The sequence below is a fragment of the Streptomyces sp. CAU 1734 genome (genome assembly GCF_039888735.1).
Taxonomy (GTDB): Bacteria; Actinomycetota; Actinomycetes; order Streptomycetales; family Streptomycetaceae; genus Streptomyces.
Genome location: NZ_JBDQQP010000020.1, coordinates 99038 through 112715, shown reverse-complemented (window position 1 = coordinate 112715; position 13678 = coordinate 99038). Strand labels below are relative to the sequence as shown.

Annotated in this window: 13 protein-coding genes and 1 riboswitch; of the genes, 3 read left to right on the top strand and 10 right to left on the bottom strand. The window is 69.9% G+C overall.

The features are described 5' to 3' along the window. Positions 1-63: 63 nt before the first annotated feature. The 7 genes from AAFN69_RS30655 to clpS form a co-directional block, all read right to left on the bottom strand. Complete coding sequence (locus AAFN69_RS30655; protein WP_347732138.1) at positions 64-876, bottom strand: ABC transporter ATP-binding protein; 813 nt, start codon at positions 874-876, stop codon at positions 64-66. Further along, the gene (locus AAFN69_RS30650) at positions 873-1877 is read right to left on the bottom strand and encodes an iron ABC transporter permease (protein ID WP_347732178.1); all 1005 of its coding nucleotides are present in this window, start codon (positions 1875-1877) and stop codon (positions 873-875) included. The genes AAFN69_RS30655 and AAFN69_RS30650 overlap by 4 nt, the downstream gene beginning before the upstream one ends. An 80-nt stretch (positions 1878-1957) precedes the next feature. Next, a complete protein-coding gene (locus AAFN69_RS30645) occupies positions 1958-2941 on the bottom strand; it encodes an ABC transporter substrate-binding protein (protein ID WP_347732137.1) in 984 nt (327 codons plus the stop codon). 42 nt (positions 2942-2983) lie between these two features. Then, positions 2984-3130: riboswitch (cobalamin riboswitch) on the bottom strand. Then, positions 3124-3546 (bottom strand): M67 family metallopeptidase, encoded by a 423-nt coding sequence (locus tag AAFN69_RS30640; protein WP_347732136.1) that lies wholly within the window; start codon positions 3544-3546, stop codon positions 3124-3126. (Overlaps the previous riboswitch by 7 nt.) A 70-nt stretch (positions 3547-3616) precedes the next feature. After that, on the bottom strand, positions 3617-5089 hold the full coding sequence (locus tag AAFN69_RS30635) for an amino acid permease (protein ID WP_347732135.1): 1473 nt from the start codon (positions 5087-5089) through the stop codon (positions 3617-3619). 934 nt (positions 5090-6023) lie between these two features. Continuing rightward, positions 6024-6620, bottom strand: coding sequence for a DUF2017 domain-containing protein (locus AAFN69_RS30630; RefSeq protein WP_347732134.1), 597 nt, complete (start codon positions 6618-6620; stop codon positions 6024-6026). Then, positions 6620-6934 (bottom strand): ATP-dependent Clp protease adapter ClpS, encoded by a 315-nt coding sequence (gene clpS / locus AAFN69_RS30625; RefSeq protein WP_347732177.1) that lies wholly within the window; start codon positions 6932-6934, stop codon positions 6620-6622. The genes AAFN69_RS30630 and clpS overlap by 1 nt, the downstream gene beginning before the upstream one ends. 134 nt (positions 6935-7068) lie before the next feature. Between clpS and AAFN69_RS30620 the strand changes: the two genes are divergently transcribed. Both AAFN69_RS30620 and AAFN69_RS30615 read left to right on the top strand, forming a co-directional pair. After that, entirely contained in the window at positions 7069-8397 is a 1329-nt protein-coding gene (locus AAFN69_RS30620) for a nicotinate phosphoribosyltransferase (RefSeq protein WP_347732133.1), read from the top strand. 203 nt (positions 8398-8600) lie between these two features. After that, on the top strand, positions 8601-9188 hold the full coding sequence (locus tag AAFN69_RS30615; RefSeq protein ID WP_347732132.1) for an isochorismatase family protein: 588 nt from the start codon (positions 8601-8603) through the stop codon (positions 9186-9188). 138 nt (positions 9189-9326) lie between these two features. Here the strand turns inward: AAFN69_RS30615 and AAFN69_RS30610 are convergent, their stop codons facing one another. Both AAFN69_RS30610 and AAFN69_RS30605 read right to left on the bottom strand, forming a co-directional pair. Further along, a complete protein-coding gene (locus AAFN69_RS30610; protein WP_347732131.1) occupies positions 9327-9650 on the bottom strand; it encodes a hypothetical protein in 324 nt (107 codons plus the stop codon). Between the two features lie 123 nt (positions 9651-9773). Further along, positions 9774-12215, bottom strand: coding sequence for an immune inhibitor A domain-containing protein (locus AAFN69_RS30605; RefSeq protein WP_347732130.1), 2442 nt, complete (start codon positions 12213-12215; stop codon positions 9774-9776). 390 nt (positions 12216-12605) lie between these two features. Between AAFN69_RS30605 and AAFN69_RS30600 the strand changes: the two genes are divergently transcribed. Next, positions 12606-12875, top strand: coding sequence for a hypothetical protein (locus tag AAFN69_RS30600; RefSeq protein WP_347732129.1), 270 nt, complete (start codon positions 12606-12608; stop codon positions 12873-12875). Positions 12876-12899: 24 nt separating this feature from the next. Here the strand turns inward: AAFN69_RS30600 and AAFN69_RS30595 are convergent, their stop codons facing one another. Then, positions 12900-13643 carry an RDD family protein gene (locus AAFN69_RS30595; protein WP_347732128.1) on the bottom strand — a complete coding sequence of 248 codons (744 nt, stop codon included), beginning with the start codon at positions 13641-13643 and terminating at the stop codon, positions 12900-12902. Positions 13644-13678 lie beyond the last annotated feature (35 nt).

Below are 13678 nucleotides of genomic sequence, written 5' to 3'. Positions count from 1 at the left end.
GTCATCGTATCGATTCCCGGTCCGGGATCCGGAATGTGATCTCGCATCCCGGACGGGGATCGCTCACGATACGGACCGCAGACCCGGTGGCAGATAGGTGATGGCGGGCGCTCCGGTCACCGGGTGGACCGAGACATCGGCGTCCACGCCGTAGACATCGGCGAGAAGTTCTGAGGTCAGAACCTCCGCCGGGGTGCCGGAGGCGACGATCCCGCCGTCCTTCAGCACATGGATCCGGTCGCAGTGATAGGCGGCGAGGTTGAGGTCGTGCAGGGCCAGCAGGCTGGTACAGCCCAGGGTGCGGATGAGGCCGAGGATCTCCAGCTGGTATCGGATGTCGAGATGGTTGGTGGGCTCGTCCAGGATGAGCAGTTCGGGCCGCTGGACCAGCGCGCGTGCCACCAGGGCCCGCTGGCGCTCCCCGCCGGAGAGGGAGGGGAAGAGCCGGTCGGCCAGTTCCGCGACGCCGAGCCGGGCGAGCGCCTCGTCCACCAGGGCGGTGTCCCCGGAGTCCGAGGGCTCCCAGAACCGCTTGTGCGGGGAGCGGCCCATCGCGACGATCTCGCGGACGGTCAGCTCGAATTCGGCGGGGCTCTCCTGCGGCACCCCCGCGACCCGCTGGGCGCGGGCGCGGGCACCGAGGGCGAGCAGATCGGTGTCGTCGAGCCGGATCGTTCCCGCGGTGGGGCGGAGGGTGCCGTACACACAGCGGAGCAGTGTGGTCTTGCCGCTGCCGTTGGGGCCGACCAGGCCGGCCGTCTCACCGGGACGGACGTCGAGACCGACACCGCGCAGCAGGGTGCGGCCGCCGGTGGCGTACCCGACCCCGTCGAGGGTGAGCGCCGCGCTGCCGGGCGGGGGAGGAATGACCTTCACAGCGCGGCTCCCTGTGCGGTACGGCTGCGCATCAGCCAGAGGAAGAGCGGTCCGCCGATGAGCGCGGTCAGCACCCCGACCGGAATGTCCTGTGGGGCGAAGAGGGTACGCGCGCCCAGATCGGCGACGATCAGCGCGACGGCGCCGGCCAGCGCGGCCACCGGGAGCAGCGCCCGGTGGGTGGCGCCGACCAGCAGCCGGGCCGCGTGGGGGACCATCAGGCCGATGAAGCCGACCGCGCCGCTCGCCGAGACGAGTACCGCGGTGATCAGCGAGACCAGGACGAAGACGGCGGCCCGGAAGCGGGCGACATCGAGGCCGAGCACGGTCGCCCCCTCCTCCCCCACCAGCAGCAGATCCAGCGGCCGGGCGAGTGAGAGCAGCAGCGGCAGCCCCAGGCAGACCACGATGCCGGGCGCCCAGAGGGTGTCCCAGCGGGCGCTGCCGAGCCCGCCCAGCGACCAGTAGAGCGCCTCGCGGAAGTGCTCGGGCCGCGCGGAGGCGACCAGTACGAGGGTGGTGACGGCGGAGAGGATGTACGAGACGGTCACACCGGCCAGCACCAGCCGGGTGCCGCTCATCGTGCCGCCGCCGCGGGCCAGTCCGTAGACGAGGGCCAGCGCGACCAGCGCCCCGGCGAACGCCCCGGCGGGCATCGCGACGGCGGTGGTGGCCCCGACCCCGAGGGTGAGCACCACGACCGCGCCGGTGGACGCCCCGGAGGAGATCCCGAGCAGAAACGGGTCGGCGAGCCGGTTCCGTACCAGCGCCTGGAGGACCGTGCCGACCACGGCGAGCCCGGCGCCGACGGCCGCGCCGAGCAGCACCCGGGGCAGCCGTACATCGACGACGATCGTCCGGAAGGGGCTCGGCGCCGCCCCCGGCAGCAGGGCCTCGATCACCTGTCCGGGCGGGATGGAGACGGAGCCGGCGGCCAGACCGGCCACGACGGCCGCCGCGAGGGCGGCCAGCAGGCCGGTGACCACGGCCGGGTACCGCAGCCGGGCGGCGGCACCCGCCCGGGGCGCCGCCCCCGGCCGCCCCTCCTTCACGAGCGGCGGCCGGGAGGAGACGTCGGAGGTCACCGCGCGGTCTCCGGCGCGAGCTGCGCGGCCAGCTTGGTGATGGCGTCGGGCATCCGGACCCCGACGACCGCGTCGGAGAGCGGCAGCACGGCGAACCGCTTGTTCTTGATCGCCGGGACATCGCGGAGCGCCGGGTCCTCCAGCAGCCGCTGCTTCTTCTGCTCGACGCTGGTCTTGCCGTAGTCGTAGATCACGACGATCTCGGGCTTGCGGGCCACCACCTGCTCCCAGGTGGCGTCGCCGAAGGTCTTGTCGAGGTCGGCGAAGACATTCCGGCCGCCCGCGCGGGTGATCAGCTCATTGCCGATGCCCTTGCCGCCGGCCGTGAAGGCGGTCTTGTCGCCGCTGTCGTACACGAAGACGGAGACGGCCTTCCGCCCCTTCAGCTTCTCGCCGGTCGCGGCGACGGAGGCCCGTGACGCCTCGATCCACTTCTTCGCCCGGTCACCGGCGCCGAAGGTGCGGCCGACCTCGTCGACCTCCCGGTACACATCGTCCAGGGTGGTCTTCGACTTGGTGCAGTACTCCAGATTGAGGCGGCTGTCGATGCCGGACTTCTTCAGCTCCTGGCGGGTCCGGCCGTCCTTGGCCTCGAAGGCGCTCGCGTAGCCGCCGTAGACGAAGTCGGGGTTGGCGGCGAGCAGCTTCTCCTTGGAGGGGTACTCCTTGGCGAGTACGGGTATCGCGGCGTACGCCTTCGCGTACTCCGGCAGCACCTGGTCGTCGAGATAGGCGGTGCCGACCAGGGACTTCTCCAGACCGAGCTCCAGCATGACCTCGGTGACGTGCTGGTTCATGGTCACGGCCCGCTTCGGGGGCGCCTGGTAGGTGGTCTTCACACCGCAGTTGTCGACGGTGTACGGGAATCCGGGGGCCGGCTTCGCGGCATCGGTCTTCTTCTCGGTCTCACCACCGCAGCCGGTGAGGGCGAGCGGGAGCAGCAGCGCGGCGGACATCAGGGCGGAACGGCGCCTGGACATGACGGGGTACGGCCTCCTCCGGGGATTTCCACGTCCCCTTGGTGCTGGGAGAAGGCGGCAGGTCAGTTCCTGGCTGGCGAGCGCCCCGCGGACGGGAGCGCTCGGTCACAGTGGCGGGACCGCGCCGGATTCGCACCGGCTTCCTGGGTCCAGCCGCCCACTTGTCGGATCTTCCGACGGGATCAGTATGCAGCCACGATCTTGACCTCTTCCTCGCTCACCTCACCGGCGACGATCCGGAAGGAGCGGAACTGGAAGGGGCCCGCGTCGTCGTTGTCGGCGGTGGAGACCAGGACGTAGTGGGCGCCGGGTTCATTCGCGTACGAGATGTCCGTACGGGACGGGTACGCCTCGGTCGCGGTGTGCGAGTGGTAGATGATCACCGGCTCTTCGTCGTTGTCGTCCATCTCCCGGTAGAGCTTGAGGAGATCCGCCGAGTCGAACTCGTAGAACGTGGGCGAGCGGGCGGCGTTCAGCATGGGGATGAACCGCTCGGGCCGGTCGGTGCCCGCCGGGCCCGCGACCACGCCGCATGCCTCATCCGGGTGGTCCGCGCGGGAGTGCGCCACGATCTGGTCGAAGAGAGCCTGGGTCAGCGTCAGCATGCCGATCAGGATAAGCAGCCCGCCGCGGGCGGCCCGGGGCGGTGCCCCGGGCCGTCCGTCCGCGCGAGGGTCAGCCCCTGCCCGCGCCGGCCTTGCTGAACGCCGCGCCCTGCGGGTCCTTCTTCTTCAGTACGAGGTAGGCGACGGCCAGCCCCAGCGCCCAGACGGGGGCGCAGTAGAGCGAGATCCGCGCGTCCTTGTCGATCCCCATGAGCACGATCACCATGCCGATGAAGGCGAGCGCGAACCAGCTCGTCCAGGGGGCTCCGGGGGCCTTGAAGGAGGACTGCGCCACCTCGCCGCGGTCGGCCTTGGCCCGGTAGCGGATGTGACTGGCCAGGATCATGATCCAGGCCCACATGCCGGAGATGGTGGCGAAGGAGACGATCTTGTTGAAGGCGTCGCCGGGCCACTGGTAGTTGATCCAGACACCGATCAGCATCAGCCCTGCCGAGAAGGTGGTGCCGATCAGCGGGGTGCCGTTGCGGGTCAGCCGGGTGAAGATCTTCGGGCCCTGGCTGTTGAGCGCGAGGTCGCGCAGCATCCGGCCGGTGGAGTACATGCCGGAGTTGCAGGACGACAGCGCGGCGGTGAGCACGACGAAGTTCACGATGGCCGCGCCGACCTGGAGGCCCATCTCGTCGAAGGCGGCGACGAAGGGGGAGACACCGGGCTGGAAGTTGGTCCAGGAGACTACCGACAGGATCATGATCAGCGCGCCGATGTAGAAGACGGCGATCCGGATCGGCACGGTGTTGATCGCCTTGGGAAGGTTCTTCTCCGGGTCCTTGGACTCACCGGCCGTGACACCGACCAGCTCGACCGCGAGGAAGGCGAACATCACGATCTGGAGGGTCATCAGGGTGCCGCCGATGCCCTTGGGGAAGAAGCCGCCGTCGCTCCACAGCAGGGAGACCGAGGCGGTGTCGCCGGCGTCGGAGAAGCCGATGGTGAGGATGCCGGCACAGATGAGGATCATGCCGACGATCGCGGTGACCTTCACCATCGAGAACCAGAACTCCAGCTCTCCGAAGAGCTTCACCGAGATCAGGTTCGCGGCGTACAGAATGATCGTGAAGGCGAGCGCGGAGATCCACTGGGGCGCGTCGAACCAGTACGTCATATAGGCCGCGGCGGCGGTGACCTCGGTCATTCCGGTGACGACCCAGAAGAGCCAGTAGGTCCAGCCGGTGGCGAAGCCCGCGAAGGGCCCGATGAACTCGCGCGCGTAGTCGGAGAACGAGCCCGCGACCGGGCGGTACATCAGCAGCTCGCCGAGGGCGCGCATGATGAAGAAGATCACGACGCCCGCGACGGCGTACGCCAGGATCAGGCTGGGCCCGGCCTTCGAGATGCCCTTGCCCGCACCGAGGAAGAGCCCGGTGCCGATCGCCCCGCCAATCGCGATCATCTGTATCTGACGGGCCCCGAGCGCCCGGTGATACCCCTGCTCCTCGGGTGCCGCCGCGCCGACCGTGGTCGCGCCCGCGGTGACGGCCTCGCCGTCGTGCCCGTCATCCTTGCCGACCTGCACTGAGGTCATGGTGATGCGCCCTTTCTCCATGCTGATCCGCGTCCGCCGCGACTGGCGCGTGCGTCTGCGGATCAGGTCCTGATCCCCCCGGATATGGATGGAGTGCCACCGGCGGTCCGCCGGTCCAAGCGCCTCCAGGGACATGGGTGGCGGCCCTGGCGGTCGTGCAGATTTATCACGGTTGAAACGGAGATCAAGTACATCGAATATGACTCACATCACCAATAAATGCGGGCAAATAGGTATCGGCGGGGTGAAGGGGGTGGGGGCGGTGACGTGATCGTTATCCGGATTTGAGTGTCCGCTGAGCGTGGGGGTACCGGTGGGTAGGCGGGGTACGGCTGCCTCCGGCGGGGCGGAGTCTTGTGCGCCCTTCCCCGTGGTGCGGGTCCTTTTGCGGGGCTCCGCCCCGCGCCCCGCGCCTCAATCTCCCCCAGAGCTTCGCCTGGGAGGTACCCCCAGCGAGGCTGAATTTGCTTGCCCTCTTTCGCGGGTGCGAGTTGGCGTGGGGGCGGTGTCGCGTCGTCGTTCGGGTTGTCCGGGGTGCGGGCCAATAAGCGGCCCCCCGCCCCAAGCCGCTTGTTTCCGGTGCGGGAGCGCCCGCCCAGAAGCACCCGCCCACTCTGACGCCCATCACGATCCGACCCCCGGGTGACCTTCCGGACCGGGGTTCCCCGCCTTGTGAAACCGACTCGGAACGCACGGACAGACAGAGCACCGTCATCACGCACTGGGGTCACTCGCGGAAGAGGGGGACGCGCAGGAGCGGTACTGGGGCATCAAGCGTGATTTGTGGCGCAAACCGGAGTAATCAATACAAGACCGGGTGCGCGCGCCGTAAATCATGCAGCCCCAGTACCGAACCGGAGCGGCACCCAACCCGCACCAACAAGCACCCCAGCCCGGGCATACGGGCACCCCGCACACACAAGAGCCCCGCCGGTTAGGCCGTCAGGGTTTCGACCAGGGTCTCCTGGAGGACGCCCAGCCACAGATACGCCATCACCATCGGCTTGCGCGGATCGTCGTCCGGGAGGCGGTACAGCCCCGCCCCCTCATCGTCGTCCGTGACCTCAAGACGCGTACCGATCGTCAGCCGGAGATCATTCAGCGCCCGCAGCCACCGCACGCTCACGTCGGGGGTGAGCTTCAGGACCGCCTCGTCCTCGCCCGTCACGCTCAGGGTGTCCAGCGCCCGGACGATCGCCACCGCGTCCTCGCGCTTGCCCGCGCGCAGGTCGTTCTCCGTGAAGCGGCGGAATTCGGCCGACGAGGCCCGGCCGTCGTCGTCCTGCGGGGCGGTCGCGGCGGGGTCCTCGTACGCGTCCGGGAAGAGCCGGGCCAGCGCCGGGTCCGAGGGCGCCTCGCTCGGGCCCTCCGCGAAGAGCGCGGCGAGCGGGTCCGCGCCCTCGACGGGCTCGTCGCCGGGGCCGATCAGCTCAAGGAGCTGCACCGCCAGCGAGCGGAGGATGGAGATCTCGACCTCGTCCAGGGCGATGGCCGCACCGCCGCCGGGAATGGCCTCGAAGTGCCCGGGCATCAGTTGCGGTCCTGGGTGAGGGTCGCCCACAGCCCGTAACCGTGCATGGCCTGCACATCGCGTTCCATCTCCTCGCGGCTGCCGCTGGAGACGACCGCGCGGCCCTTGTTGTGCACGTCGAGCATCAGTTTGCGCGCCTTGTCCTTGGAGTATCCGAAGTACGCCTGGAAGACATAGGTGACGTAGCTCATCAGATTCACCGGGTCGTTGTGGACGAGCGTCACCCACGGCACATCCGGCTCGGGGACGATGAAGGTCTCTTCCGCCGACTCGGGGCGTTCGATCTCTGTGGGAGCAACACTCACCCGGTCCATGCTGCCACTCACGGGGGCTCAGCGCATAAACGGCTCCCATCTCGTCACTCTGACGAAATGTGGGGTAGCATCCGGCCATTGAGTGGCCGGCCCGGCATGGGGGCCGCCGATACGAGAGCGCGAGGGTGAGTGTCGTGAACACTGCGGACCTGGGCCTGCCGGTGGATGTCCCGTCGACCGCCCTCTTCACCGACCAGTACGAGTTCACGATGGTGCAGGCGGCGCTGCGGTCCGGTACCGCCGACCGGCACTCGGTCTTCGAGGTCTTCACCCGCAGGCTCCCCGAGGGCCGCAGATACGGCGTGGTCGCCGGGACCGGCCGGGTGCTGGACGCGGTGGAGAACTTCCGCTTCGACGCGGACATCCTCGGCTTTCTGCGCGAGCAGCGGATCGTGGACGAGCCGACGCTGGAGTGGTTGGCCGGATATCGCTTCCGGGGCGACATCCTGGGCTATCCCGAGGGCGAGGTGTACTTCCCCGGCTCGCCGATCCTGCGCGTCGAGGGCTCCTTCGCGGAGTGTGTGCTGCTGGAGACGGTGATCCTCTCCATCCTCAACCACGACTCGGCGATCGCCGCCGCCGCCTCGCGGATGTCCGCCGCCGCCGGGGGCCGCCGGCTGATCGAGATGGGGGCCCGCCGTACGCATGAACTCTCCGCCGTGGCCTCGGCCCGCGCGGCGTATGTCGGCGGCTTCGACTCGACCTCCGATCTGGCGGCGGGGTTCCGTTACGGCATCCCGACGGTCGGCACCAGCGCCCACGCCTTCACGCTGCTGCACGACAGCGAGCGGGACGCCTTCCGGGCCCAGGTCGACTCGCTCGGGCGGGGGACGACGCTGCTGGTGGACACGTACGACGTGGCCGAGGCGGTCCGCACGGCCGTGGAGATCGCCGGTCCGGGGCTCGGCGCGGTCCGTATCGACTCCGGCGATCTGCTCCTCGTCGCCCACCGGGTCCGCCAGCAGCTCGACGAGCTCGGCGCCCGGGACACGAAGATCACCGTCACATCGGATCTGGACGAGTACGCCATCGCGTCGCTGGCCGCCGCGCCGGTGGACGCGTACGGGGTCGGCACCCAGCTCGTCACCGGCAGCGGTCACCCCACCTGCTCGATGGTCTACAAGCTCGTGGCCCGCGCGAAGTCCGCGGACCCGAGCGCGCCGCTGGAGCCGGTGGCCAAGAAGTCGCTGGGCGGCAAGGCGTCGGTCGGCGGGCGCAAGTGGGCCGCGCGGCGGCGGGACGCCGAGGGGTTCGCGGAGGCCGAGGTGGTCGGTGTCGGCCCGGTGCCGCCCGGCCTGGAGGACCGGCAGCTGCTGGTGGAGCTGGTCAGGGGCGGCGAGACGGTCGCCAGGGAGCCGCTGGACACGGCCCGCGACCGGCACATCGCGGCCCGTGCCGGGCTGCCGATGTCGGCCATCCAGCTCTCCCGGGGCGAGCCGGTGCTGGCGACCGAGTATCTGTAGGCGGTGCGCCCCGGGAATGCGCCGGGTATTCACGGGGAACCCGCGGGAGATGCAGAGAAGACGCGTCACGGGCCGCGCACCGGGCTCCGGTGGCGCCCCTCCCATATGCCCGGTGGAGTCTCTAGGCTCAATGGCACCCAGAGGGCAGCCGCGCCCCGGCTCCATATCCGCGTAACCACCGCATCTCCGTGAGGACAGCCGCCATGCACCGCGCCTTGATCGTTGTCGATGTACAGAACGACTTCTGCGAGGGCGGCAGCCTCGCGGTCTCCGGCGGGGCCGAGGTCGCCGCCGCCATCACCGATCTCATCGGGCAGGCCGCTCCGGCGGGCTACCGCCATGTGGTCGCCACCCGTGACCACCACATCGATCCCGGTGACCACTTCTCCGACACCCCGGACTATGTCGACAGCTGGCCGCGGCACTGCGTCGCGGGCACGGAGGGGGTCGGCTTCCACCCGAACTTCGCCCCCGCCGTGGCGTCCGGCGCCGTGGACGCCGTCTTCGACAAGGGCGCGTACGCCGCGGCCTACAGCGGCTTCGAGGGGTCGAACGAGAACGGCGAGACGCTGGCCGGCTGGCTGCGGGCGCACGAGGTCACGGAGGTGGACGTGGTGGGTATCGCCACCGACCACTGTGTCCGCGCGACGGCCCTGGACGCGGCCCGGGAGGGCTTCACCACCCGGGTGCTGCTGGAACTGACGGCCGCGGTGTCGAAGGAGCGGACGGAGCGGGTGCTGGTGGAGCTGCGCGAGGCGGGTGTGACGCTGACCGGCGAGCCGGCGGCCTGACCCGGCCGGGCGGGCACGAGCGCCGCCGGCCGGCGGGCACGAGGCCGGGCGGGCACCGAGGCCGGCGGGCACGGGAAGGGCCGGCGCACCCCCGGTCGCTTCCCCGCGCGGGCCCCGTACCCCGGGCGGACGCCTTCGTCACTCCCCCGCGCGGGCCCGTTCCCGCAGCAGGACCCGGGCCGGATGCCAGAGCTCGCCCCCGGCGCTCCCCGGCTGGGTGCGCCAGAGCAGGCCGTCCGGGTGGTGCAGTACGGCCGTGATCTCGTCCGGTGTCGGCGGCTCCGCGTTCCCCCGCAGATAGACCGCCCGCAGCCCCAGATTGCGCAGTCTGGTCAGGGCGCGCGCACGGTTGGCGGCGTGGACGAGGAAGCGGGCCGGACGGCCGTCGCCCAGCGGGCTGGGCAGACTGAGCGCGACGACCACGCTGCCGTTCGGCAGCTTGCTGAAACCTCCGCCGGGCATGGTGGAACACTCCCCCGTCAGCTGATGTGTCAATAAGGGTTGGTCTCCACGCACCTAAACACGATCGGCCGCTGCCCGCCAGGGGGCAACGGCCGATCATGGTCTGACCTGCGGCGATGCTGACTACTTGACGGAGGGGTCCACCCTCACAGTGATCTTGTCGCCGCTCGCCGACTCCTTCACCACGGTGATCTTGGTGTTGGTGTCAGTTACACGCACCCCACCGGTGGGGTTCTCGGCGTACCAGTACGTACCCTTGCGGTCGTCGAAGACCGCATTGCCCTTCTTCGCCTTGAGCTGCGTCGGGACATTCCCCTTGTGCAGCGTGAAGCCGTCGTACGGCTTCGTCGAGAAGGTCGAGTCGAAGGACTGGATCCGGTTCCGGATCAGCGTGCCGTCCGCCCACTTCAGCGGCTCCGGGTTGGCGTCGACCGGAAGGATCCGGCCCTCACCCGGGTGGGAGCTGGTGTTGTTGGTGGTGCGGAAGGTGTCCCACACCCAGATGAGCAGGCCGTTCTGGTACGGGTAGTGCTCGACCCACTTGTTCTGCGGCGCGGTGAAGCCGTAGTTGTACGGGCCGACCTGGAGGGTCTTGTCGTACGAGACGTACTGCCGGTTCTCGGCGATGTAGTACTGCTCGTAGTCCTTGGTGAAGGAGCCCCCGATACGGGAGAAGCCCTTGCTGGTCCAGGCCGCGTCGGCGGTCTCGGCGCCGTCGCTGAAGACCGGGGCGCCGTCCGCCGTGACGGTGATCGCGTCGGCGGCGAAGCCCTTCTCGGCGGTGGCGTTGTCGGTGCGGTAGTTGAAGCGGAGGTCGATCTTGCCGCCCGCGTAGGCGTTCAGCGGGTAGGCCAGCTTCTTGTACGCGCCCGACCTGCCGGTGAGTGCGGGCCGGTCGCTCGCGTCGCGGGTGATCGGCCGGCCGTCGGCGGTGCCGTCGAGCGCGGTCCAGCTGCTTCCGCCGTTGGTGGACACCTCGGTGTAGAGGTAGTCGTAGCCGTTCTCGATCTGCCACCAGCCGGAGAGGTCCAGGGAGGCGGCGGACTTGCCGGTGAGGTCGACCGAGCGGGTCAGGGTGTTGGAGAGGTTGTCACCCATGTCGCTCCACCACTGCCGGCTGCCCTCGGCGGGCGGCACGACGGGGGTGGTGCCCGGCTTCTTGGGCAGCTCGACGACGAGCGCCTGCGGGAGCTTGGTGTTGTACGCGGAGACCCCGAGGGTGTGCCGCGACTTGGTCGCCGCCTTGGCCTTCTCGTAGTTGAGCCAGCCGAGCTGGAGCTTGTCCCAGGCGGTCATGTCGCCGGGCAGCTCGCCGATGCTGCCGTCACCCATGCCGAGCCAGGAGCCGACGGACATCAGGCTCCAGTAGCCGGTGGAGTTCTCACCGCGGCCGGAGATGTCGTAGTGGTCGGGCAGGCCGAGGTCATGGGCGTACTCATGGGCGAAGACGCCGAGTCCGCCGTTCTCGGGCTGCACGGTGTAGTCGGCGACCCAGATGCCGGTGTCGCCGATCTGGGTGCCGCCGGCCTTGTTGTTCGCCGGGCCGGCCTGGCCGACCGCGGTGCCGTACGCGTACCAGCGGTGCGCCCAGAGGGCGTTGGCGCCCTGGGCACCGCCGCCGGCCGACTCGTCCTCGCCGGCGTGCACGAACTGGAAGTGGTCGATGTAGCCGTCGGGCTCGTTGAAGTTGCCGTCGGTGTCGAAGTCGTACCGGTCCCAGACGTCGTACTCGGCGAGGGCCGCCTTGATCTGCGCGTCCGACTGCCCCTGCGCCTTCTGGCCGGCGACCCAGGCGTTGACGCCGTCGCGGACCGCGTCCCAGGCGTTGTTGCAGGTGGACTCGCCGCAGTAGTTCGAGCCGTAGCGGGCCTCGTTCCAGTCGACCTTCACCCAGTCCGAGACGGCGCCCGCGACCGAGTAGCGGCCGGAGGAGACCTTCTCGTAGTAGGTCTTCAGCGACTCCTTCTTCTTCCCGGAGGCGTCCGTGCCACTGCCGAAGTAGAGCTCCTGGAAGTGGGCGCGGTTGTAGTCCGCCTGCCAGATCGTGGAGTTGTCGCGGGCCCGGTCCGGCTTGGCGATCCGGTTGTGCAGCGGGCCGGGGGTGCCGCCGTACTTGACGACGGACGGCTGGGGCCCGTCGCCGTCCGGGTCGTACAGGGTCTCGTTGTCGACCTTGTCGCCGAACTCGACCAGGATGGTGAAGATCTTGTCGGTCTTCTCCCGGCCCAGCTCGACATACTTGCGGTCGTCGAGCTTCACGACCTTGGACGCACCGCGCTGCTGCACGGTCGCGTCCCCGGCTATCACCTTCTCCAGCGCGGTCTCGCGCTGCTGTGCCTGCTTCTTGCTGAAGGGGCCGTCGAGGTCGTGGTCGACATGGCCCTTCTGCGGTGCCGGGTCGTCGCTGTGGCCGTGTCCGTGGCTGTCGGCGGCCGGCGCGGCGGCGCGTGCCGGGGACCCCTGATCCCCTGCCCGCGCGGTGCTGAGCGCCGAAACAGCCGCGGTGCTCACGGCGAGTGCGACGAGTACGGCGGACGCTCTGGTCGTCCGTCTCCTAGTGGTCACTTGATTGGTGTCCTCCCCCGCGCCTCGCAGGGACCATGGGTGGGGCTGTCCCGGCGGATCGGCGCGTCACAAGTGACGGCATTCGACCGTAGTCGGTGAGGAAAAAACAACCCTTGACTCGGACATTCCAACTGCACTATGCAGGAGAGCAGTTCCGCTATCCGGACAATCTTTCGGCCGATCCGGCAAATCGGTGAAGGGCGCACAAGAGGAACCGCCGGTCTGTCCATATGACTCCGTGCGCCCCCTATGCACCGGCACCGTGGGTTAGGTCACGCTTACCCCGGGTTCCGTGATGGCGTGGGGCCCCGTAAAGTCATTGGGCAGTGCGAACGCGTTGAGAGAGAACCCCCGAACATCTCCCGACAGCCCGTCAGGACGGATACCGCCATGCCGCGTCCGAATACCGCACAGCTCGCCTACGGTTCGGCCACCGTCGTGTTCTCCACACTCGCCCTGCTGCTGCTCACCGGCACCACCGCCACCGCGGGGGTCGTCGCCATCGGCGTCGCCTCGCTGGCGCTCGGGCTGCTGGTGGCGACCTCCCTGCCGCCGGCCCGGGCCGCGGCGCCGGCGCGGGCCTCCCGGAGTGCGCGCGACGGCCGTTCGGCCGCCCGCCCGGAGCCCGCGGGGGTGGGCGAGGGTTCGCGCCGCGGCTGAGCCCGCGCCGCGCGAGCGCGTCCCTCATTGCGGGACCGTCACCACGACGGTACGGCCCGCCTTGTCGTGCAGCCCCTGTTTGTAGGGCTTGTCGGTCAGGATCGTGACGATGAGCACCAGCCACCAGAGGCAGAAGCAGCAGATCAGCGCGGGCGCCCAGAGCACCGCGGCCCGGATCAGCGAGGAGCGGGTGTCGGGGGTGCTGCCGTCGTTGAGCATGGCGACCCGGAGTTTGAGCAGCCGCTTGCCCACGGTCTGGCCGTTCTTCTTCACCATCCAGGTGTCGTAGCCGATGTACGCCACCAGGGAGATCGCCGACCAGACCCACTGACGGCCGGTGTTCACCTCATTGGCGATGTCGTCCCAGCTGTCCCCGCCATCGGCGTTGACGCCCCAGCCGCCGAAGATGAGCGAGAGAAGGAAGAGCGGGACGAAGACGATCAGGGTGTCGATGATCCGGGCGGCGAGCCGTTTGCCGAAATCGGCGAGCGGGGGCATTCCGGCGAGCGGGTCGGGGCCGCCGCCGTAGGGGCCGCCGTAGGCGTTGGGATCGTACGGGGGCATTCCGCCGCCGCCCCCGTAGGGGGAGCCGGGAGGTGGCGGGGCACCGCCGCCGTAGGGGGAGCCGGGGGGCGGGGGGCCCGGCCGGCCGCCGTCGCCCCAGCCCTGGCCGGTGCCGTCCCCGCCGGCGGGGTTCTGGGGCCGCTTGCGGAAGGGATCGTCGTCGGGGCCTCCGGGGCCGGGGGGCGGTGGCTGATCGTTGCTCATGAGGGCAGTGCACCCCGAGCGGGCGGGACCCGCAA

Excerpts from the sequence above, each read along its gene's own strand:
- AAFN69_RS30645 (WP_347732137.1), bottom strand. The coding sequence starts at position 2,941 with ATGTCCAGGCGCCGTTCCGCCCTGATGTCCGCCGCGCTGCTGCTCCCG.
- AAFN69_RS30640 (WP_347732136.1), bottom strand. The coding sequence starts at position 3,546 with ATGCTGACGCTGACCCAGGCTCTCTTCGACCAGATCGTGGCGCACTCC.
- AAFN69_RS30635 (WP_347732135.1), bottom strand. The coding sequence starts at position 5,089 with ATGACCTCAGTGCAGGTCGGCAAGGATGACGGGCACGACGGCGAGGCC.
- AAFN69_RS30630 (WP_347732134.1), bottom strand. The coding sequence starts at position 6,620 with ATGCCCGGGCACTTCGAGGCCATTCCCGGCGGCGGTGCGGCCATCGCC.
- clpS (WP_347732177.1), bottom strand. The coding sequence starts at position 6,934 with ATGGACCGGGTGAGTGTTGCTCCCACAGAGATCGAACGCCCCGAGTCG.
- AAFN69_RS30615 (WP_347732132.1), top strand. The coding sequence starts at position 8,601 with ATGCACCGCGCCTTGATCGTTGTCGATGTACAGAACGACTTCTGCGAG.
- AAFN69_RS30610 (WP_347732131.1), bottom strand. The coding sequence starts at position 9,650 with ATGCCCGGCGGAGGTTTCAGCAAGCTGCCGAACGGCAGCGTGGTCGTC.
- AAFN69_RS30600 (WP_347732129.1), top strand. The coding sequence starts at position 12,606 with ATGCCGCGTCCGAATACCGCACAGCTCGCCTACGGTTCGGCCACCGTC.
- AAFN69_RS30595 (WP_347732128.1), bottom strand. The coding sequence starts at position 13,643 with ATGAGCAACGATCAGCCACCGCCCCCCGGCCCCGGAGGCCCCGACGAC.